This is a genomic window from Streptomyces sp. GbtcB7, from assembly GCF_019091445.1.
Lineage (GTDB): Bacteria > Actinomycetota > Actinomycetes > Streptomycetales > Streptomycetaceae > Streptomyces > Streptomyces mirabilis.
Map to the genome: position 1 here is coordinate 475,411 of NZ_JAGXJM010000002.1, position 20,635 is coordinate 496,045.

General features: G+C 70.3%; 15 protein-coding genes. 5 read left to right on the forward strand and 10 right to left on the reverse strand.

Annotation, left to right across the window (positions count from 1 at the left end):
• Window positions 1-25: 25 nt before the first annotated feature.
• On the reverse strand, window positions 26-1,552 hold the full coding sequence (locus tag KVT44_RS04925; RefSeq protein ID WP_217566214.1) for a DUF4192 domain-containing protein: 1,527 nt from the start codon (window positions 1,550-1,552) through the stop codon (window positions 26-28).
• Window positions 1,553-1,685: 133 nt separating this feature from the next.
• On the opposite strand from KVT44_RS04925, the gene KVT44_RS04930 reads away from it, so the two are divergent.
• Window positions 1,686-3,884: a RecQ family ATP-dependent DNA helicase gene (locus tag KVT44_RS04930; protein WP_217566215.1), complete on the forward strand. Its 2,199-nt coding sequence runs from the start codon at window positions 1,686-1,688 to the stop codon at window positions 3,882-3,884.
• Window positions 3,885-4,107: 223 nt separating this feature from the next.
• Entirely contained in the window at window positions 4,108-4,743 is a 636-nt protein-coding gene (locus KVT44_RS04935) for a hypothetical protein (protein WP_217566216.1), read from the forward strand.
• 458 nt (window positions 4,744-5,201) lie between these two features.
• On the opposite strand, the gene KVT44_RS04940 is transcribed toward KVT44_RS04935, so the two are convergent.
• From KVT44_RS04940 to KVT44_RS04950, 3 genes are all read right to left on the reverse strand, one after another.
• Window positions 5,202-5,828, reverse strand: coding sequence for a hypothetical protein (locus KVT44_RS04940; RefSeq protein WP_079090247.1), 627 nt, complete (start codon window positions 5,826-5,828; stop codon window positions 5,202-5,204).
• 68 nt (window positions 5,829-5,896) lie between these two features.
• The gene (locus KVT44_RS04945) at window positions 5,897-6,598 is read right to left on the reverse strand and encodes a ribonuclease HII (protein ID WP_054229885.1); all 702 of its coding nucleotides are present in this window, start codon (window positions 6,596-6,598) and stop codon (window positions 5,897-5,899) included.
• Window positions 6,599-6,816: 218 nt separating this feature from the next.
• Window positions 6,817-7,461: a TetR/AcrR family transcriptional regulator gene (locus tag KVT44_RS04950; protein WP_190172368.1), complete on the reverse strand. Its 645-nt coding sequence runs from the start codon at window positions 7,459-7,461 to the stop codon at window positions 6,817-6,819.
• Window positions 7,462-7,657: 196 nt separating this feature from the next.
• Here KVT44_RS04950 and KVT44_RS04955 point away from each other — a divergent pair, with 196 nt between their 5' ends.
• Complete coding sequence (locus KVT44_RS04955; RefSeq protein ID WP_180292840.1) at window positions 7,658-9,190, forward strand: MFS transporter; 1,533 nt, start codon at window positions 7,658-7,660, stop codon at window positions 9,188-9,190.
• 579 nt (window positions 9,191-9,769) lie between these two features.
• Here KVT44_RS04955 and KVT44_RS04960 read toward each other — a convergent pair.
• From KVT44_RS04960 to KVT44_RS04970, 3 genes are all read right to left on the reverse strand, one after another.
• Window positions 9,770-10,675 (reverse strand): ADP-ribosylglycohydrolase family protein, encoded by a 906-nt coding sequence (locus KVT44_RS04960; protein ID WP_190172366.1) that lies wholly within the window; start codon window positions 10,673-10,675, stop codon window positions 9,770-9,772.
• On the reverse strand, window positions 10,665-11,348 hold the full coding sequence (locus KVT44_RS04965; RefSeq protein WP_067375240.1) for a histidine phosphatase family protein: 684 nt from the start codon (window positions 11,346-11,348) through the stop codon (window positions 10,665-10,667). The genes KVT44_RS04960 and KVT44_RS04965 overlap by 11 nt, the downstream gene beginning before the upstream one ends.
• 106 nt (window positions 11,349-11,454) lie before the next feature.
• A complete protein-coding gene (locus KVT44_RS04970; RefSeq protein ID WP_099920297.1) occupies window positions 11,455-12,060 on the reverse strand; it encodes a YdbC family protein in 606 nt (201 codons plus the stop codon).
• A gap of 156 nt (window positions 12,061-12,216) precedes the next feature.
• Between KVT44_RS04970 and KVT44_RS04975 the strand changes: the two genes are divergently transcribed.
• The gene (locus KVT44_RS04975; RefSeq protein ID WP_099920298.1) at window positions 12,217-12,750 is read left to right on the forward strand and encodes a TerD family protein; all 534 of its coding nucleotides are present in this window, start codon (window positions 12,217-12,219) and stop codon (window positions 12,748-12,750) included.
• Between the two features lie 114 nt (window positions 12,751-12,864).
• Here the strand turns inward: KVT44_RS04975 and KVT44_RS04980 are convergent, their stop codons facing one another.
• Both KVT44_RS04980 and nrdR read right to left on the reverse strand, forming a co-directional pair.
• The gene (locus KVT44_RS04980; RefSeq protein ID WP_099920299.1) at window positions 12,865-15,762 is read right to left on the reverse strand and encodes a vitamin B12-dependent ribonucleotide reductase; all 2,898 of its coding nucleotides are present in this window, start codon (window positions 15,760-15,762) and stop codon (window positions 12,865-12,867) included.
• A gap of 151 nt (window positions 15,763-15,913) precedes the next feature.
• A complete protein-coding gene (nrdR, locus tag KVT44_RS04985; RefSeq protein WP_217566217.1) occupies window positions 15,914-16,498 on the reverse strand; it encodes a transcriptional regulator NrdR in 585 nt (194 codons plus the stop codon).
• A 517-nt stretch (window positions 16,499-17,015) separates the two neighbouring features.
• Here nrdR and lexA point away from each other — a divergent pair.
• Entirely contained in the window at window positions 17,016-17,792 is a 777-nt protein-coding gene (gene lexA, locus KVT44_RS04990; protein WP_054229877.1) for a transcriptional repressor LexA, read from the forward strand.
• Between the two features lie 750 nt (window positions 17,793-18,542).
• Here lexA and KVT44_RS04995 read toward each other — a convergent pair.
• On the reverse strand, window positions 18,543-20,546 hold the full coding sequence (locus tag KVT44_RS04995; protein ID WP_099920301.1) for an ATP-dependent DNA helicase: 2,004 nt from the start codon (window positions 20,544-20,546) through the stop codon (window positions 18,543-18,545).
• Window positions 20,547-20,635: the final 89 nt, after the last annotated feature.

Sequence of the window (20,635 nt, forward strand, 5' to 3'; positions counted from 1 at the left end):
CGTCGATCCGCCCCGCTCCCCACGCTCACGTCTCCTCCCCCGCAACCCGCCGACCACCCTTGCGGCGAGCACGTGCCCGTTCGCTCGCCGCCTCAGGCGCGCGCCCAGGTCCCTCCCCGCCGGGCGCGGCCTCATCGGTGGGCCGACGCCGGCGGAGGCTGCCCACCCCGGGGTGACGCCCGCTTCCGCGCGGTGCCCCGATCCCCGCCGTGCGCGCCCTGCGCCGACGTCGGTTCGAGGTACCCGGCGGCTCGGCGACGTCGCGTGGCGTCGAGCGATCGGGACCCGATGGCTGTTCCGCTTCCGCCCCGCTCCGGCCGATGCGCTCCGCGCGCAGGCAGCGGCGGATCGACTCCGGGTCGAGGCCCTCGTTGCACGCCTGGTGCAGGAGACGGGCGAAGAGGTAGTCGGGATCGGCGCCGAGTGCCATGGCCAGGGCCTCGCGAGCCTCCAGTTCGTCACCGGTCGACCAGGCGACCCAACCGGCGAGGGTGAGGGGTGCCGCCGCGTGCTCGCCGTAGGGGCCGACGCAGCGGCGGGCCAGCGCCCGCCAGAGGCGCAGGGCCGAGCCGGCCTCGTCGCCCTCCATCCACTCGGCGGCGCGGTCACGGGTTGCGCGGTCCTGAAGTCCGAGGATCAGGGTGGCGGCCTCGTCGTGCTCCAGGAGCCCGTCGTCGCGAAGGTCCGCCGGGCGTGTGCCGGACACGGGCGGGGCGTCGGCGAACCGCTTCACGATCTGCCGGGCCAGTCCGAGGGTCTCCTCGGCCACCTCCGCACGGCCCTCGCCGTCGAGGATCCTGGGAACCAGGGCCATGCTCGCCGTGTCGAGCGCGGTCTGCTGCTCCCGTGCGGCCGCGCCTTCCCACGGAATGAACCGAGCGGTGAATTCCCTCAGCGATCCGCGCACTTGGAGGCCGGCGTAGGTCGCGGCGGCGGCAAGGACGGAGGTGCCGGGCAGTCCCATCGGATGCCCCTCGGACGAACAGCACCCCTGTCCGGGGCAGCAGTACGACCAGAAGCGGCCGTCGGAGATGCACAGGGCCTCGATGACGGGGACGTCGAGGCGACCGCAGGCCGTGCGCAGAAACTGCGCGAGCGGCCGCAGACGTTCCATGACGTCCCGTCCCGACTCTCCGGTCCCCGGCTCCTGGCAGAGGTAGGCGACCATGCTCTCGGGCCGTGCCCCTCTGCGCTCGCTTCCCTTCACCAGTCCTTGCGCCAGCTGATCGGCGACGGACGGCCAGTCGTCCGCGTGGGCGGGGATGCCCAGCCGTGCCCGCCCGCCGAAGCGGCCTCGCCTCTCCCCGTCGTGCAGGGCCACCAGCACGATGCTGTCCTCGGGCCGGTATCCGAGCAGGTAGGGCAGGGCATCGGCCAGTTCGGCCGGTGTGCGCAGGGTCACCTGGTGCTGCCCGGGCAGGTCGCGCCCATCGTGCGCGCCCCGTCCGCTGCGCCCGCTCGGCGCGTGGCCCGCGCTGTCTCCCCCGTGCCGACCGCGCCCGCTGATGTCACTGTCACCGGACGTGCCGGCTGCTTCGTTGTGATTCGTCATGCCGTGACCATCCCGCGGATCTTGAAATTCCGCTTTGTCCTGTGGATAACCCTGGCCATGACCACGACATGACTTGTCCACAACCAGGCGGCCTCGTTCGCGCGATGTCCGACCCATCGGGTTGCATGGGGCCATGAGCAACGACGACCCACGCCCCCCGACCCACACGGACCTGCCCAACGCCGACCTTCGCGCCGCGGCCGATGCCGTACTCGCCCGCCTTGTCGGCGCCTCGGCGGGCGAGGCCCGGCTGCGCGAGGACCAGTGGCGCGCCATCGAGGCCCTGGTGGCCGACAAGCGCAGAGCCCTCGTCGTGCAGCGCACCGGCTGGGGCAAGTCCGCCGTGTACTTCGTCGCCACCGCGCTGCTGCGCGAGCGGGGCGCCGGGCCCACGGTCATCGTCTCGCCGCTCCTCGCCCTCATGCGCAACCAGGTGGAGGCGGCCGCTCGCGCCGGTATCCACGCGCGGAGCATCAACTCGTCGAACACGGAGGAGTGGGAGACGATCCAGGCCGAGGTGGCCGCGAGCGAGGTCGACGTGCTCCTGGTGAGCCCGGAGCGGCTCAACAATCCCGACTTCCGCGATCAGGTGCTGCCCAAGCTGGCCGCGGCGACCGGCCTGCTCGTGGTCGACGAGGCACACTGCATCTCCGACTGGGGACACGACTTCCGGCCGGACTACCGCAGGCTGCGCACGATGCTCGCCGATCTCCCACCGGGCGTCCCCGTCCTGGCCACCACCGCGACCGCCAACGCGCGCGTGACGGCCGATGTGGCCGAGCAGCTGGGCACCGGCGCCAGCACCGACGCACTCGTCCTGCGCGGGCCGCTGGACCGGGAGAGCCTGAGCCTCGGTGTGCTGCGGCTGCCGGACGCCGCCCACCGGATGGCCTGGCTCGCCGAGCATCTGAGCGACCTGCCGGGCTCGGGCATCATCTACACACTCACCGTGGCCGCCGCCGAGGAGGTCACCGCGTTCCTGCGCCAGAGCGGGCACACCGTCACCTCGTACACCGGAAAGACCGAGAACGCGGACCGCCAGCAGGCCGAGGAGGACCTCCTCGCCAACCGCGTCAAGGCCCTGGTCGCCACCTCCGCGCTGGGCATGGGCTTCGACAAGCCTGACCTCGGATTCGTGGTGCACCTGGGCTCCCCCTCCTCCCCCATCGCGTACTACCAGCAGGTGGGGCGCGCGGGCCGCGGGGTGAAGCATGCCGAGGTGCTTCTCCTGCCGGGCAAGGAGGACCAGGCGATCTGGGAGTACTTCGCGTCGATCGCCTTCCCGCCGGAGGAGCAGGTGCGCCGGACCCTGGACGTCCTGGCCCGCGCCGAGAGGCCGCTCTCGCTGCCCGCCCTCGAACCCCTGGTGGAGCTGCGCAGGTCCCGTCTGGAGACGATGCTCAAAGTGCTCGACGTGGACGGCGCGGTGCGGCGCGTCCAGGGCGGCTGGATCTCCACGGGCATGCCCTGGACGTACGACACCGAGCGTTACGCCTGGGTCGCGAAGCAGCGGGCCGCCGAACAGCAGGCGATGCGCGACTACGTGTCGACCACCGGCTGCCGGATGGAGTTTCTGCGACGCCAACTCGACGACGAGCTGGCGAAGCCGTGCGGGCGCTGCGACATCTGCGCGGGAGCCCGGTTCGAGGCGTCCGTGTCCCCCACCGCGCTCGACGCGGCCAACGGCGAGCTGGGCCGCGCCGGTGTCGACGTCGACCCCCGCAAGATGTGGCCTACGGGCCTGCCGGCCGTCGGCGTCGACCTGAAGGGGCGAATCCCGGCGGGCGAACAGGCGTCACGGGGGCGCGCCTTGGGGCGGCTCTCGGACATCGGCTGGGGCAACCGGCTGCGGCCGATGCTCACACCCCAGGCACCGGACGGGCCCGTGCCGGACGATGTGGCGAAGGCCGTGGTCGGCGTCCTGACCGACTGGGCGAAGGGGCCCGGCGGCTGGGCCTCCGGGCAACCCGACGCGCAGCCGCGCCCGGTCGGCGTCGTCACCATGGCCTCGCGCAGGCGTCCACAGTTGATCCAGTCGCTGGGCGCACGGATCGCGGAGGTCGGCCGGCTGCCGCTGCTGGGGTCCGTGGAGTACGTCGGCGAGGCCGTCTCACAGGTCTCCCGGAGCAACAGCGCCCAGCGGCTCAAGGCACTCGACGGGGCGCTGGCCGTGCCGCCCGCGCTGGCAGCCGCCCTCAAGGAAGCAGGCGGTCCCGTGCTGCTCGTGGACGACGCCACCGAGACGGGCTGGACGCTCGCCGTCGCCGCGCGCATGCTGCGACGATCCGGGGCGCAGGGGGTGTTGCCGCTGGTCCTGGCCGTGCAGGCGTAACCCATGTATCGCGAACAAGAACAGTGGGCAGGGATATACACGACGTATAGCCGGAAAACGGTCGGTGGCCCCAATTGCTCGTTGCCGCAACCAAGTTCGGCAGGAAGAATTGAGGTCCGCTCCCCGCACGGCTCGCCCGTGATCCGGTAGGGCTCTGCTGCGGCGTGCGCTCCCCCAAGTCCGACCCCGCCCGCTGTGTGGGCGCGTAGCCGAAGGGAGGACCGTGACCTTCGGATTCGCTCCGTCCTCGGCGGCATCCATGTCGACGTCTGCCGATCTGTCCGCCGCTTCCACCAACCCACTGACCCGTATGCTCGAACCCGCCGAATGGGCCGCTGCGGGGATTCCGCTGCTGCGCAATCCCCGGGAGGTCGTCAGCGGATTGCACGCACGGCACCGGCCGAGACCCACGACCGCCATCGTGGCCGTCCTCGACGCGGACGAACGGCTGCGGGCGAGCGCCTCGTTCACCCGGCGGTCGGCGCCGGCCGACGGCTGGATGTTCCGCAACTCCCTGCTGGCGCAGCTGCGCCGGGTGATCCCGCACGACCTGCGGCGCCGCACCCCGGTACGCACGGCGGTGCTGCTCTACTGCCGCGAGGGCGACGCACGGTGGACCGAGGAGGACGGGGCGTGGATGTGGGGGCTGCGGGACGCCTGCACCCTCCACGGGCTGCGCTGCGGGGCCTACATCACGCTGACGCACGACGGCTGGCAGGTACTCGGCGAGGGCCGTGGCGGACGCCGTCCGAGCGCGGACTCCCCACCGGAGCCCTTCGCCCTGACCGAGGCACCGCCGCCGCTCCCGCGCACCGGGGGTGCCGCGTCGGAGGTGCTGCGCCGGGCGGCCGCCCGCTGAGTCGCCCGCGGCCGTGAGGCATCGGTGCCCGCCCAGGCGCCGATCCGCCTTGCAGGCCCCTGAGGGGCACTCGTCCCCGGGGTCCGGGCGCGTCCGCCCGCACCGTGGCGGTCCCGCGGCGCGCGGGACCGGGCAGGGGCAGTGCCGTAGCGCTCGCGCCCGCTCCAGCGGCGTACGCGCCCCTCCGGAACATACGGACGGCCACCAGGCCGTCCGATCGCCGACGTGCGCCGGAGAGACACTCCGCCGTCAGAGACGCGCACCGCCGCCACCATGGCCTCGGCGAGCAAGCACTCACTACGGGCCACGAACCACAGGCACATAAACCACAGGCACACTTACTGCAGGCACGCCAAAACGACCGCCGTACAGGTGGTGCCGTAGTGGCACCACCATCACGCCCCAGGCATCGCCCCGAGCCTCGCCCGAGCGAATCCCGGACGGTGTCCGGGATTCGTTCAGACCCCGGCGCCCAGTACCGAGTTGATCTGCTGCGGGTCGCCGCAGACGATCAGCAGGGCGCCGGCCCGGCCGAGAGCCAGGGGCAGGGCGGTGGCGGCGGCAGCGTCGGGACCGCCGTTGACGGCGACCACGACCACGGGACGGGACGCGGCCCGGCCCGCGACGGAGGCGTCGGCGTAGAAGACGTCGTCGCCCGCGTCGTGCTGCGCCCAGTAGGCGGCTTCGCCGAAGGAGAGTTCGTGCGCGGCCCACGGATGGGGTTCGCCGGTGGTGATCACCAACACCTCACCGGGGGCTCGGCCCGACTCCAACAGCAGGTCGACCGCTTCTTCGGCGGCGTCCAGCGCACCCTCGACCGAGGCCGGGATCAGCTGGATCTGTGGGGTGGCGGCAGCGGGCGCGGCCGCCGGGGCGGATGACCCCGGCGTGGCCACGACCGGCTCACGCGGGGTGCGTTGGGCCGGCATCGGCCGGACAGGTCCCGGACGTCCGGGACGCGGCGGAGCCGCGGGACGGGGACCGGGTACGGGACGGGGGGTCGGCGCGGTGCGGCCACTGGCCGGAGTCGCGCGGGGACCCTGGGCACTCTCGTGAATCTGAGGCTCCTCGGGAATGAGAGGCATGAGCTGATATTTATCAAACGCCGGTGCGACTCGCGTCGGCGGGTGGCACATGAGTGCGAGCGGAACCGTCAGAAATCGAAGCCGAGCTGACCTTCGATCTCCGGACCGCTTCCGTCCGCCCAGCTGCGGACCTTCTTGAGGTGCCGCCACTGGGGCAGCGCATCAAGATACGCCCATGACAGCCGGTGGTACGGAGTGGGGCCCCGTTCCTCCAGTGCGGCCTTGTGCACCGGAGACGGATACCCGGCGTTGGCCGCAAAACCGAAGTCTGCATGGTCGACACCCAGTTCGGCCATCATTTTGTCGCGCTGAACCTTGGCGATCACCGAGGCCGCCGCGACGGCCACGCAGGACTGGTCACCCTTGATCACCGTGCGAACCCGCCACGGCGACCCGAGGTAGTCGTGCTTCCCATCGAGGATGACCGCGTCGGGGCGGACGGGCAAGGCCTCCAGGGCCCGCACCGCGGCCAGGCGCAGCGCGGCCGTCATCCCCAGGTCGTCGATCTCCTCAGGAGAGGCATGCCCCAGGGCGTACGACGTCACCCATTTCTCCAACTCCGCGGCCATCACGGTACGGCGCTTGACGGTGAGGAGTTTGGAGTCGGTGAGGCCCTCGGGCGGGCGGCGTAGTCCCGTGACGGCGGCGCAGACGGTGACCGGGCCGGCCCACGCACCACGGCCCACCTCGTCGACACCGGCAATGATCTTCGCTCCGGTCGTGGCGCGGAGGGAGCGCTCGACGGTGTGAGTCGGTGGTTCGTACGGCATGGCGCCCTCAGCCTACGCCGCCCCGAGCCCCTCGCGACACCCAGGTTTCCCTGAGCGACCACAGCCCCGCCACCGGCACGAACCAGTCACCCGACGATCCACACATCAGACACCCGTCCACCCCCGAAACAGCCACCCGACCAGCCGCACGACCATCCACGGACCAACGACCCGACGACCGGACGGTCCACAAACCAGCGACCCGGCGATCCACGGATTCAGGCCCCGGCCGCCCGCGGATCAGCCCCCGCCCGTCGCAGCAGCGGGACCATCAGCTGGTCGATCATCTCCTCCAGATCCCGCTCACCCCATTCGCTCGCGCACACCTTCGAGCGATACATCATCATCGCCGGGATGACGTCGAAGACGTAGGAGTTCGCGGCGTCCGGTCGCACCTCTTCCCGCTCGATTCCGCGGTGGACGATCTCTCGCAGCAGATGCTTGGTCGGCTCGACGACCCCTCCGACGATCAGACTCTGAAAGCGTTCCGCCTGCGCCACATCGCATTCGTGAAGCACTGAGCGCAGTGCGAATCCGGGCTGCGAGTACATCGCCTCACGCACCTGTCGGCACAGTTCCAGCAGGTCGTCCCGGACGCTTCCGAGGTCGGGGGCCTCCGTCAGGCTCGGCAGTCCGGCCTTCAGCGCGTCCGCGACGAGGTCCTCCTTGGACGGCCAGCGGCGGTAGACCGCGGCCTTGCCGGTCTGGGCCCGGGCGGCGACGCCCTCCATCGTGAGGCCGTTCCAGCCGACCGTACTGAGTTGCTCGAGCGCGGCGTCGAGGATCGCGCGTTCGAGCACGGCACCGCGTCGACGCAGGGAGGCCGCCTGAGCGGGAGCGGCCGTCCAACGCGAAGTAACCATCTGAGTGTCTCCGTTGTGCATGGGGGAGCGGGGAGTTCGGGGAGAGCGAGCGGTCAAGTGGCGACACGGGGCAGCGACTTCAGTGAACGCTTGCGTTCACTGTCGGGGACTCACTACCGTTGCCGCAACAGTGAACGCGAGCGTTCACTAACGCACTTGTGGGGGAACCATAGTGACAACCTCTCAAACCTCTCAGTTGATCCAGGACCCAAAGCCAGGAGCGGCCCGCCGGGAGGGACACCCCGGCATCGCACTCGCCGTCATCGCGGCCTGCCAACTCATGGTGGTACTCGACTCGACGATTGTGAACATCGCCCTCCCGCACATTCAAGACGCGCTCAAGTTCAGCACGACCGACCTGACCTGGGTGATCAGCGCGTACACCCTCACCTTCGGTGGCCTGCTGCTTCTCGGCGGCCGCGCGGGTGACATCCTCGGTCGGCGCCGGGTCTTCATGACCGGCATCATGCTGTTCACGCTCGCCTCGCTGCTCGGTGGACTCGCCCAGGAGCCCTGGCAGTTGCTGGCCGCGCGGGCCCTCCAGGGCGTGGGTGGCGCGATAGCGTCGCCCACCGCGCTGGCACTCATCACCACCACCTTCCCCGAGGGCCCGGAACGGAACCGGGCCTTCGCCGTCTTCGCCGCGGTCTCCGCGGGCGGCGGCGCCATCGGGCTGCTTGCGGGCGGCATGCTCACCGAGTGGCTCGACTGGCGCTGGGTACTCTTCGTCAACGTGCCCATCGGTGTGCTGATCACCGTGCTCGCCCCGATGTACATCAACGAGTCCGAGCGCCATCCGGGGCGCTTCGACGTCGCCGGCGCGCTCACCTCGACGGCCGGTATGGCCTCCCTGGTGTACGGGTTCATCCGCGCCTCGGAGGAGGGCTGGCGCGACAGCCTCACGATCGGGTCGTTCGCCACGGCGCTGGTCCTGTTGCTGGGCTTCGCGTTCATCGAGACCCGGGCGAAGGAACCGATCACCCCGCTGAAGATGTTCGGCGACCGCAACCGCTCCGGCACGTACGTGATCATGCTCAGTCTGGCCGCGGCGATGTTCGGGATGTTCTTCTTCATCGTCCTGTTCGTACAGAACGTGCTGGGTTACAGCCCGATCCAGGCCGGTCTGGCGTTCCTGCCCGTGACGGCGGCGATCGGCATCGGAGCGGGGCTGTCGCAGCGGTTCCTGCCGGTCCTCGGGCCCAAGCCGTTCATGGTCGTCGGATCCGCCCTCGTCGCGCTCGGGCTCGGCTGGCTGACCTTCATGAGCCCCGACAGCACGTACGTCGGCGGGGTGCTCGGCCCGATGCTGCTCTTCGCCTTCGGCATGGGCCTGAACTTCGTGACACTGACCCTGACCGCGGTCTCCGGCGTCGCCCAGCACGAGGCGGGCGCCGCGTCCGGACTCCTCAACGTCACCCAGCAGGTGGGCGGTTCGCTCGGTCTGTCCATCCTGACCACGGTCTTCGGCTCGGCCAGCCGGGACGAGGCGGAGAAGCAGCTGCCGAAGTTCCTGGCGAACGCCTCGCCCGAGCAGAAGGCGGAGTTCGCCAAGACCCACCAGCTGCCCGCTCCGTGGGGCCACGACGTGCTCGCCCAGGGCATCTCGACCGCCTTCGTCCCGGCCGTCGCGATGGCGGTACTGGCCCTGGCCACCGCCGCGCTGGTGATCCGGGTCCGCAAGAGCGACCTGGAGGCCCTCGCGGGCACGGCGGGGCCCGCCGCGGGCTGAGGCGGGGCCCGCCGAAGCTTGGCGGGGCTGCGGAGGCCGGTCCCCGGTCCGGGATAGGACGGCGAGGACCACGGTCCGGCCATCCGCAGCGGAACAGCACCCCGAGACCTGGCCTTGCAAGCAGATCCCGGGACCTGGCCTTGCAAGCAGATGTACGGCACCGGGGGCGGCCTTCGAGGTCTTACGGCACCGAGGGCGGCCCCTGCCGGAGGTACGGCAGGGGTCCGGGCCTCGCAGTCAGCGGTACGGCAGCTTGTGCGGCCCCGCGAGCGGCACAACAGCGCCGGGGTGAGCCCTACGGGTCGCGGCGCGGCACCAAGGGCGAGCCGTGCTGCGCGCGGGCCGACACCAAGGAAGGACCAGCAGGCCGGGGTACGGCATCGCAGGCGGCCCAGCAGGCCACTGCTGTACGGCACCAACGCCCAGCGCCGTGCGACGCCCAATCCGGTGCGACGCGCTCCCCCACGAGCCGCCGGACGCCCCGAGCCGCGCCGGTGCCGCCCGACGCCCACCCGGCCCCTGCCCGGGCACCGCGTTCCTCAGGGGACTCTCCAGCGTCACCGAACCGTCCCCCGCGGCCTACGCCCCCGCCCGCACCCAACCCGGCAGGCTCTCCGTCCGCTCCACCCACTCCCCCGGCGGCGCCCCCGCCTTGCCCGCGGCGATCACACCGCCGACGATGGCGCAGGTCGTGTCCATGTCGCCACCCACCTGGGCGGTCGACCAGAAGCCCTCTTCGTAGTCGCCCAGGGCCCGGGCCGCGGACCAGAGCGCGAACGGCACCGTGTCGTGCGCCGTCGTACGCCGCCCGCAGCCCAGTACGGCGGCGACCGTCGCGGTGTCCCCGTAGTCGAGCATGTCGCGAGCGCGCCGCAGACCGGCTCCCACGGCGCTGCGCGGGACGAGCGCGACGACGCCGTCGAGCAGTGCCTCGGCACTCGGCGGGCTCGCCGGGTCGGCCGCCAGGGCGGCGGCCGCGGCGACGGCCATGGCGCCCACGACGGCCTCGCGGTGCTGGTGGGTGGTGTACGCCGAGATCTCCGCCTGGTGGACAGCCTGCTCCGGGTCGTCGGCGTACCAGGCCCCCAGGGGGGCGATCCGCATCGCGGCGCCGTTGCCCCACGAGCCCTGTCCCTTGAAGAGGGCGGACGCCAGCGCCCGCCAGTCGCCCCCCTCCCTGATCTGCCCCAGCAGCCGGTTGACCGCGGGACCGTAGCCCCGGTCGACATCGTGATGCTCGGCGAAGGAGCCGGCCAGCGCGTCCTGGTCGATGCGGCGGTGCCGGGCCAGAACGGCCACTACGGAGGAGGCCATTTCGGTGTCGTCCGTCCACCGCCAGGGGCCGGCCGGCAGCTCGCGTCGCTTGAGCAGCGGGTAGTTCACGGGCACGAAGAACCGCGAGCCCAGCGCGTCCCCCACCGCGAGTCCACGCAGGCTGGCCAGGGCGCGGTCCAGGCGTCCGCCGGGAGAGGAATCAGAGGTCATCGCCCTGCCACTCTATCCCGGGGTCCCCGTACGACTCGGGTACACACCAGCGTTCGAACGGACGGTCAAGCGTGTACTTCCCGTCGTCACCGAGGACGAGCATCCGCATCTCGGCGTTCCCCGGATTCGACAGCGATTCGAACTCCGCGACCGTCCAGTGGAACCAGCGCATGCAGAACAGCCGCATGGCAAGACCATGGGTCACCAGGAGCACGTTCGACGGGTGGTCGGGGGCCTCGAAGCTCCGGTAGAGGCTCTCCAGGAAGCCGCCGACCCGGTCGTAGACGTCGGCGCCGGACTCGCCCTGCGCGAAGCGGTAGAAGAAATGCCCGTACGCGTCCCGGTAGGCCTTCTGGAGGCGTACGTCGTCGCGGTCCTGCCAGTTGCCCCAGTCCTGCTCGCGCAGCCGCGGCTCCTCGCGCACCCGTATGAGCTCGGGGTCGAGGTGGAAGGCGCGGAGCGTCTCGTGCGTACGGCGGTACGGCGACACGTACACGCTTACGCGCTCTCGCCCGAAGACCTCCCGCAACCGTTTTCCCGTCTCCTCCGCCTGCTGCCACCCCTTCTCGGTGAGCGCCAGAGCGTGGTCGGGCTCGCGTTCATAAACGGTGTCATCGGCGTTGCCCGCTGACTCGCCGTGCCGGACAAGGACGATACGCCGTGGTCGAACCATGCCAAGACCCTAAAACGGCCGACGGCCGATCGAGCACTCGTACGGGCTCCATACGGCGTAGGTCACATGTTCTCCGCGCGGATCACACCCGCGGACGGCACTCCGGTCAGACCGTCCACGAGGGCTCCAGCGCCACTATGTCGCCGGTCAGGGCCGCGACATCGGCCTCCGTCTGGGCGCGCAGCGCCAGCCGTTCCACCCGCTCGGCCCGGTATTTACCGTGTTCGGCGGCCGACTGCCACATGGACAGGATCAGGAACTCATGGCCCGGCGCCTCACCGAACAGGCCCCGCACCATGCCGGGCGAGCCCGCCATCGCGGGATTCCAGACCTTCTCCTGCATCAGCGCGAAGTGTTCGGCCCGTTCCTCGTGGATGCGGCAGTGGGCCACTCGCAGCAGGTCGGCGTCCGTGAAGCGCGGCTCGAAGCCGGTCTTCACATCGAACCGGTGATCGAAGAGTTTGGCCTGCGAGTCCTTGAAGGTCCCCGACTGGGCAGCCGCGAGCCGGTCGTGCGAACGGGCCATGAAGGAGTCGTAGAAGGCACGGCTCTCCCAGAAGGCGAAGATGTGCGCCACCCCGGGCCGCCCTCGGCTCCAGCCCCCGCCCTGCCCCCGGAATCCCGGCTCACCCAGCAGCCCCGCCCACTTTCGCTGCCCCCGCTCGAAACCGCGGCGGTCCACCACGGTGCAGCGAATCCACTTGACCAGCACCGCGCCATCGTAAGGCCACGGAGCGTGGCGTCGGTCACGCTCCGGCGGAGTGCACCCGCGCGAGCGCCCCCGCGTGCGTGGCACGATGGACAACCGGCCTTGACAACAGAGCAGTTGAGGGCTGAAGAAGATGGGGAACGGGGAGGGGGAGATCCAATGACCGGTCTCAACAAGGGCATCCGCAAGGTCGAGCTCGCGGTGAAGTGGGACCCGAGTCCCGTCGGCGAGCCCGCGACCGACCTCGACATCATCGCGGCGACGTACGTGGCCGCCGATCCGTACGGAATTCCCGCCTATGTGGTGCACTTCGACAGCCGCTCCCCGGACGGCACCATCTACCTCAACCGGGACAGCAAGGACGGCAAGGGCTTCGGCTGGGACGAGGTCATGACGCTGGAACTCGACCGCCTCAACAGCGGCTACACGCGTGTGGTGGTGGGCGTACTCATCCAGCAGCGCTCCGGCCACAAGTCGTTCGTGGGCGTCCTCAACCCGGGCCTGCGCATGCGGGAGGGCTACACCGTGCTGGCGGAGGACAACTTCGGCGGCGTCCTGGGGGCCACGGCCGCGACCGTCGGCGAGTTCGTACGCGACGCCTCCGGAGAGTGGACCTTCCATCCGGGGATCCACGGCTACGACACCGACCCGGCCGAGTTCCCGCGCATCATGGGCACGCGCCACGACGCCTGAAGCAGCCCTCTCCGTAGGAGACGCCTGAAACAGCCTTCTCCGTAGCAGCGAGAAAACGCCGAAGGGCGGCACGACCGGTGGTCGTGCCGCCCTTCAGGGCTTCAGGGCTTCGGGTCAGCTGCAACCGCTGGTCGAGCCGCAGCCCTCGCAGATGTAGCAGGAACCGGCCCGCTGCATCTTCGTACCGCAGGAGAAGCACAGGGGGGCGTCCGCCTGGATGCCCAGCTGCATCTCCACCAGCTCGGCACTGGTGTGGGCCTGCTTCGGGGCGGGCTTCGCCGCCTCGACCTCGGCCTTCGGGGTGGCCACGGCCTTCAGCTCCTGCGTACGGGGCGCGGACTGGGCCAGGCCCTCGACGTCCATGTCGACATCGTCGGACGGCTCGTAGGAGCCCGTCTCCAGGTGACGCTGACGCTCGTCGGCGGAGTGGATGCCGAGCGCGGAGCGCGTCTCGAAGGGCAGGAAGTCCAGCGCCAGGCGACGGAAGATGTAGTCGACGATCGACTGCGCCATCCGCACGTCCGGGTCGTCCGTCATGCCGGCCGGCTCGAAGCGCATGTTCGTGAACTTCGAGACGTACGTCTCGAGGGGCACGCCGTACTGCAGACCCACGGAGACCGCGATCGAGAAGGCGTCCATCATGCCCGCGAGGGTGGAGCCCTGCTTCGACATCTTCAGGAAGACCTCGCCGAGACCGTCGTCCGGGTAGGAGTTGGCGGTCATGTAGCCCTCGGCGCCGCCCACCGTGAAGGAGGTGGTGATGCCGGGACGACCCTTGGGGAGGCGCTTGCGGACCGGGCGGTACTCGACGACCTTCTCGACCGCGGTGCGGATGGTCTCCTCGGCCTTCGCCGTGACCTCGGTCTTCTCCTTCTCCTTGGTCTTGGCGGAGAGGGGCTGGCCGACCTTGCAGTTGTCGCGGTAGATCGCGAGCGCCTTGACGCCCATCTTCCACGCCTCGAAGTAGACCTCTTCGACGTCCTCGACGGTCGCCGTCTCCGGCAGGTTGACCGTCTTGGAGAGCGCGCCGGAGATCCAGGGCTGGATCGCGGCCATCATGCGGACGTGGCCCATCGCGGAGATGGAGCGCTCGCCCATGGCGCAGTCGAAGACCTCGTAGTGCTCGTGCTTGAGGCTCGGGGCGTCGACGACATTGCCGTTCTCGGCGATGTGGGCGACGATCGCCTCGATCTGCTCCTCCTGGTAGCCCAGGCGGCGCAGGGCCTGCGGAACGGTGCCGTTGACGATCTGCATCGAGCCGCCGCCGACCAGCTTCTTGAACTTGACCAGCGCGAGGTCGGGCTCGAGGCCGGTGGTGTCGCAGGACATCGCGAGACCGATGGTGCCGGTCGGGGCGATGACCGAGGCCTGCGCGTTGCGGAAGCCGTTCTTCTCACCGAGGTGCAGCACGTCCTGCCAGGCCTCCGTGGCGGCGGCCCAGATCGGCGTGTCCAGGTCGTCCACACGGACGGCCACGCCGTTGGCGTCGGAGTGCTGCTTCATGACGCGCTGGTGCGGCTGCGCGTTGCGGGCGTAGCCGTCGTACGGGCCGACGACCGCGGCGAGCTCGGCGGAACGCCGGTACGAGGTGCCGGTCATCAGCGAGGTGATGGCACCGGCGAGGGCGCGACCGCCGTCGGAGTCGTACGCGTGACCGGTCGCCATCAGGAGGGCGCCCAGGTTGGCGTAGCCGATGCCCAGCTGGCGGAAGGCGCGGGTGTTCTCGCCGATCTTCTGGGTCGGGAAGTCCGCGAAGCAGATCGAGATGTCCATCGCGGTGATGACCAGCTCGACGACCTTGGCGAAGCGCTCGACCTCGAAGGACTGGTGGCCCTTGCCGTCGTCCTTGAGGAACTTCATCAGGTTCAGCGAGGCGAGGTTGCAGGACGTGTTGTCCAGGTGCATGTACTCGCTGCAGGGGTTCGAGCCGTTGATACGACCGGACTCCGGGCACGTGTGCCAGTGGTTGATCGTGTCGTCGTACTGGATGCCCGGGTCGGCGCAGGCCCAGGCGGCCTCGGCCATCTTGCGGAAGAGCGTCTTGGCGTCGACCTCCTCGATGACCTCGCCGGTCATACGGGAGGTGAGACCGAACTTGCCGCCTTCCTCGACCGCCTTCATGAACGTGTCGTTCACACGGACCGAGTTGTTGGCGTTCTGGTACTGGACGGACGTGATGTCGTCGCCGCCCAGGTCCATGTCGAAGCCCGCGTCACGGAGGGCGCGGATCTTCTCCTCCTCCTTGACCTTGGTCTCGATGAAGTCCTCGATGTCGGGGTGGTCGACGTCGAGGATGACCATCTTGGCCGCGCGGCGCGTGGCGCCACCCGACTTGATCGTTCCTGCGGAGGCGTCGGCACCGCGCATGAAGGAGACGGGACCCGAGGCGTTGCCGCCCGAGGAGAGGAGCTCCTTGGAGGAGCGGATACGGGAGAGGTTCAGGCCGGCGCCGGAGCCGCCCTTGAAGATCATGCCCTCTTCCTTGTACCAGTCGAGGATCGACTCCATGGAGTCGTCGACGGACAGGATGAAGCAGGCCGAGACCTGCTGGGGCTGAGGCGTCCCGACGTTGAACCAGACCGGGCTGTTGAAGCTGAAGATCTGGTGCAGGAGCGCGTACGCCAGCTCGTGCTCGAAGATCTCGGCGTCGGCGGGCGAGGCGAAGTACTTGTAGTCCTCGCCGGCCTTCCGGTACGTCTTCACGATGCGGTCGATGAGCTGCCTGAGGCTCACCTCGCGCTGCGGGGTGCCCACGGCACCACGGAAGTACTTGCTGGTGACGATGTTGACCGCGTTCACCGACCAGAAGCCGGGGAACTCGACGCCACGCTGCTCGAAATTGATCGAGCCGTCGCGCCAGTTGGTCATGACGACGTCACGGCGCTCCCACTCCACCTCGTCGTACGGGTGCACGCCGGGGGTGGTGTGGATGCGCTCGATGCGCAGTCCCTTGGTGGCCTTGGTGCCCTTGGCGCGGGAACCTCGTGCCGGACCGCTCGCCGTCTCTGTCATGCCGCCTCCCTGTATCGGGCTAAAACGCCCTGAAGTGCCACGTTCTTCCCATGGCACGGTGTGTGTCTGGTGCTGCGGGCGCCGCTACGCGGCCGCCCGCAACAGGTCTTTGGTCGCCACCGCTGGGGGCCGATCCGAGTCGGCCCTTCCGTCAGTCGGCGGCGTTGGCGGGCACGGGGACCTGGACGGCCCCTCCGGACCCGCGGTCGCTTTCCGGGCGCTCCGCGTCCGCGGCTGCCACGTCCGCATCCGCCTCGCCCGCGTCTTCCTCGTCCGCGGCGGGGCGCTGCTTCGTCTCTTCCCTGAGTTCCACGATGGCGGCCTCGAAGTCCTCGAGCGAGTCGAACGCCCGGTACACGGACGCGAAGCGCAGATAGGCGACGAGGTCGAGTTCCTGCAACGGGCCGAGTATGGCCAGACCCACGTCGTGGGTGGTCAGCTCGGCGCTCCCGGTGGCCCGCACCGCCTCCTCGACCCGCTGGCCGAGCTGGGCGAGCGCGTCCTCGGTGACCGGCCGCCCCTGGCACGCCTTGCGCACGCCGTTGATGACCTTGGTACGACTGAAGGGTTCGGTGACGCCGGACCGCTTGACCACCATCAGCGAGCACGTCTCCACCGTCGTGAAACGACGGGAGCAGTCGGGGCACTGGCGGCGCCTGCGGATCGACGTGCCGTCATCGGTCGTACGGCTGTCGACGACACGGCTGTCGGGGTGCCTGCAGAAGGGGCAGTGCATGGCTCCAACCCTCCTTCACAGCACGACTCATAGACCTCGCGGGACCTCTCGGGCCCCTCGAAGCAGCCCCAAGCATAGGCGATGGCCGGAGGCTCGAAGACCCGGGGGACCACAACTTCTGGGCTGCTGCAGCAATCCAACCACTAGATGTGGGGATCGACCCGAAAATTCACCCAGGACACGCGTGTCGCGCACGTAATGGCATGTGCCGCACGGCCATACCGATCCCGGACACACGGAGATACCGTGGTCAGCGCGCGGAAGGGGGCCGGTACCCGACTTACGGGGTGCCGGATGGCAGACTGGGCCGCGGCCCACATCTGTCGGCACGGTCATCGCCTCGGCGATGAAGAGTACAGCAATGAGCCCTTTTGTCCGCCGGATGCATCGTTGGCTATACACCCAGACACATGATCCCGACAGGCAATCCGCGATTTTTCACTCGAACGTGTGTTTGGCGCAACCTTTCGAAAGCAACTACCGTTGTCCAGCAGGGAGACCATCGAGAGGGGCCGACGTGACCACCACCGCAGACAGTGCCACCATCACTGCCCAGGACCGCTCCCAGGGCCGACTCGAGCCGGTGCATGCGATGAACGAAGCCACGAATCATGAGGGGCCCAAGCGGTCCCTGCCAGGGCGACCTCCAGGCATCCGCGCCGACAGCTCGGGACTCACCGACAGGCAGCGCCGGGTGATCGAGGTCATCCGGGACTCCGTGCAGCGGCGCGGCTACCCGCCGTCGATGCGAGAGATCGGACAGGCGGTCGGCCTCTCCAGCACCTCGTCGGTCGCCCACCAGCTGATGGCACTGGAGCGCAAGGGCTTCTTGCGCCGCGATCCGCACCGGCCGCGGGCGTACGAGGTCCGGGGCTCCGACCAGTCCTCGGCACAGCCCACGGACACGGCGGGCAAGCCGGCCGCGTCGTACGTGCCGCTCGTCGGCCGTATCGCCGCCGGTGGCCCGATCCTGGCCGAGGAGTCGGTGGAGGACGTCTTCCCCCTCCCCCGGCAGCTGGTCGGTGACGGAGAACTGTTCGTCCTGAAGGTCGTCGGCGACTCGATGATCGAGGCCGCCATCTGCGACGGGGACTGGGTGACGGTCCGGCGCCAGCCGGTCGCGGAGAACGGTGACATCGTGGCCGCGATGCTGGACGGCGAGGCCACGGTGAAGCGGTTCAAGCGCGAGGACGGCCACGTGTGGCTCCTCCCGCACAACGCCGCGTACCAGCCGATTCCCGGCGACGAGGCGACCATCCTGGGCAAGGTGGTGGCGGTGCTGCGGCGCGTGTGACGCACGCCGGGCGGGACACCCCGCCCCGCCCTTGACCGGGCCCCGGGACCACCTGCGCCGGTTCCGGGGCCCTGTGCGTTGCCCTCCGGGGGTCGGGCGGGGGAGTTGGCGGCGTGCGCGGCGTCCAGAGATGGGCCGCCCCGACGAGACGCGCCCCGAGGGGCTTTTGCTCGCGGGGGGGGGGGCAGGAGGATCGTCCGCAGGCTCCGAGGGGAATGCGTTGGCGCCGAGCGATATGCGTAGGCGCCGGGCGACACGTGCGGGCGCCGGGCGATATGCCGGGCGCCGGACGACGTGCGCGTTGCCGAGCGATATGCGTAGGTTCCCAGGACATGCGCTGACGCCGGCTGACATGCTCGGGCGCCCTGCGACATGCGGAGGCCCCGGGCGACGTGCGCGGCGCCGGACAACAGGCTCGGGCGCCGTGCGATATGCGCGGGCGCCGTGCGGCGTGCTCGGGCGCCCAGCGATATGCGCGGGCGCCGCTCGGCATGCTCGGGCGTCGCGGCATGCGCGGGCGTCGGGAGTTTCAGTGGTAGGCCCGGGACGGAGATCCCGAGCCTGAGAGACACGCGCCGGACCTGCGGGTGCCCACAGGACCGGTAGTTCGCGGGGGCCGGTGTGGCCGTGTGGGTGGTGTTGTTTGGCCGGCGGGGCATCCGAGGCCGAGCAACTCCGCCCGTAGGGGCACCCGGGCCGGCCCGCCTCGGGCCAAGTGCGCGGGTTCCCTCAGCCTGCCGCGGGGAAGACCTACGCCTCCTCCGTCTCCCCCGCCCCCACCGTCTCCTCCGCCTTCCGGGCCGCCGCGTCGATCGCGGTGAGCGACCTGCGTACCTGGTTGCGGTCCGTGGTGTACCAGAAGTCGGGGAGGGACGCCTTGAGGTAACTGCCGTAGCGCGCCGTCGCGAGGCGCTGGTCCAGTACCGCCACCACGCCCCGGTCACCCGTGGCGCGTACGAGGCGGCCGGCGCCCTGGGCCATCAGCAGCGCCGCGTGGGTCGCGGCGACGGCCATGAAGCCGTTGCCGCCGTTCTCCTCGACGGCCTTCTGGCGGGCGCTCATCAGCGGGTCATCGGGGCGCGGGAAGGGGATCTTGTCCATGACGACGAGCTGGCAGCTGGGCCCGGGGACGTCGACGCCCTGCCAGAGCGAGAGCGTGCCGAAGAGGCAGGTCTTGGGGTCGGCCGCGAAGTTCTTGATCAGCTCGCCGAGCGTCTCCTCGCCCTGCAGCAGGATGGGGTACTCGGGGATGCGCGAGCGCAGCTCCTCCGCCGCGAGCTGGGCGGCCCGCATCGAGGAGAACAACCCCAGCGTGCGACCCCCCGCGGCCTGGATCAGCTCGGTGAGCTCGTCCAGCATGTCCCCACGGTCGCCGTCGCGCGCGGGACGGGACAGGTGCTTGGCCACATACAGAATGCCCTGCTTGGGGTAGTCGAAGGGCGAGCCGACGTCGACGCCCTTCCACTGCGGGAGGTCGTCGCCCTCGGTGCCCTCCGGGGCGAGTCCCAGCGACGCCCCCACTCCGTTGAAATCACCGCCGAGCTTCAGGGTGGCGGACGTCAGGACGACGGAACGGTCCCCGAAGAGCTTCTCCCTGAGGAGGCCTGAGACGGACATGGGAGCGACGCGGAGCGAGGCGCCGAAGCGGTCGTGACGCTCGTACCAGACGACGTCCCACTCGGAGCCGTTGGTGATCCGCTCCGCCACGTCGTGTACCGACTCCACCGAGGCGAGAGCCTGCTTGCGGACGGAGTCCTCGTCCTGGACGGACTTGTCGCGGGTGGAGCCGATCGCCGAGATCACCGTACGAGCGGCGTCGCGCAGTGCCATCAGTGCGTATCCGAGATCCTCCGGGATCTCCTCCAGGCGGCCCGGAAGCGCGAGCTCCATCAGCCGCTCGAAGCCCTCGGCGGCGGTCTGGAGCTGATCGGCCGCCTTCTCGTTGACGAGCTTCGCGGCGCGGCGCACCGCGCGGTTGACCTGGCCGGGCGTGAGCTCGCCGGTCGCGACACCGGTGACCCGGGAGACCAGCTCATGGGCCTCGTCGACGATCAGCACCTCGTGCTGCGGGAGGACCGGCGCGCCCTCGATGGCGTCGATCGCGAGCAGCGCGTGATTGGTGACGACGACCTCGGCGAGCTTGGCGCGCTCGCGGGCCATCTCGGCGAAGCACTCCGCCCCGTAGGCGCATTTGGTGGCGCCCAGGCACTCACGGGACGAAACGGACACCTGAGCCCACGCGCGGTCGGAGACGCCGGGCGTGAGGTCGTCGCGGTCGCCGGTCTCGGTCTCGTCCGACCAGTCCCGCAGTCGCAGCAGGTCCTGGCCCAGCTTGCTGGTGGGCGCGGCCGCCTCGAACTGGTCGAAGAGGCCGTCCTCCTCGTCCTGCGGCACGCCCTCGTGCAGCCGGTGCAGACACAGGTAGTTCGACCGGCCCTTGAGCATCGCGAACTCCGGGCGGCGCCGCAGCAGCGGGTGCAGCGCGTCGACGGTCCGCGGAAGATCGCGCTCCACGAGCTGCCGCTGGAGCGCCAGGGTGGCGGTCGCCACGACGACCCGCTCCCCGTGGGCGAGCGCGGGCACGAGGTAACCGAGCGACTTTCCGGTGCCGGTGCCCGCCTGGACCAGCAGGTGGGAGCTGTCGTCGATGGCACCCGCGACGGCTTCGGCCATGGTCACCTGGCCAGGGCGCTCCGTGCCGCCGACAGCGGTGACGGCAGCATGCAGGAGTTCGGGGAGTGAGGGCTCTGTCATAGCGTTGCCAGCCTACGGGGCGCCACTGACAATCGGGCGATCAAGGCCCGGCCTGCGGACGCGATCAAGACGAGAACGAGTACGGGGCG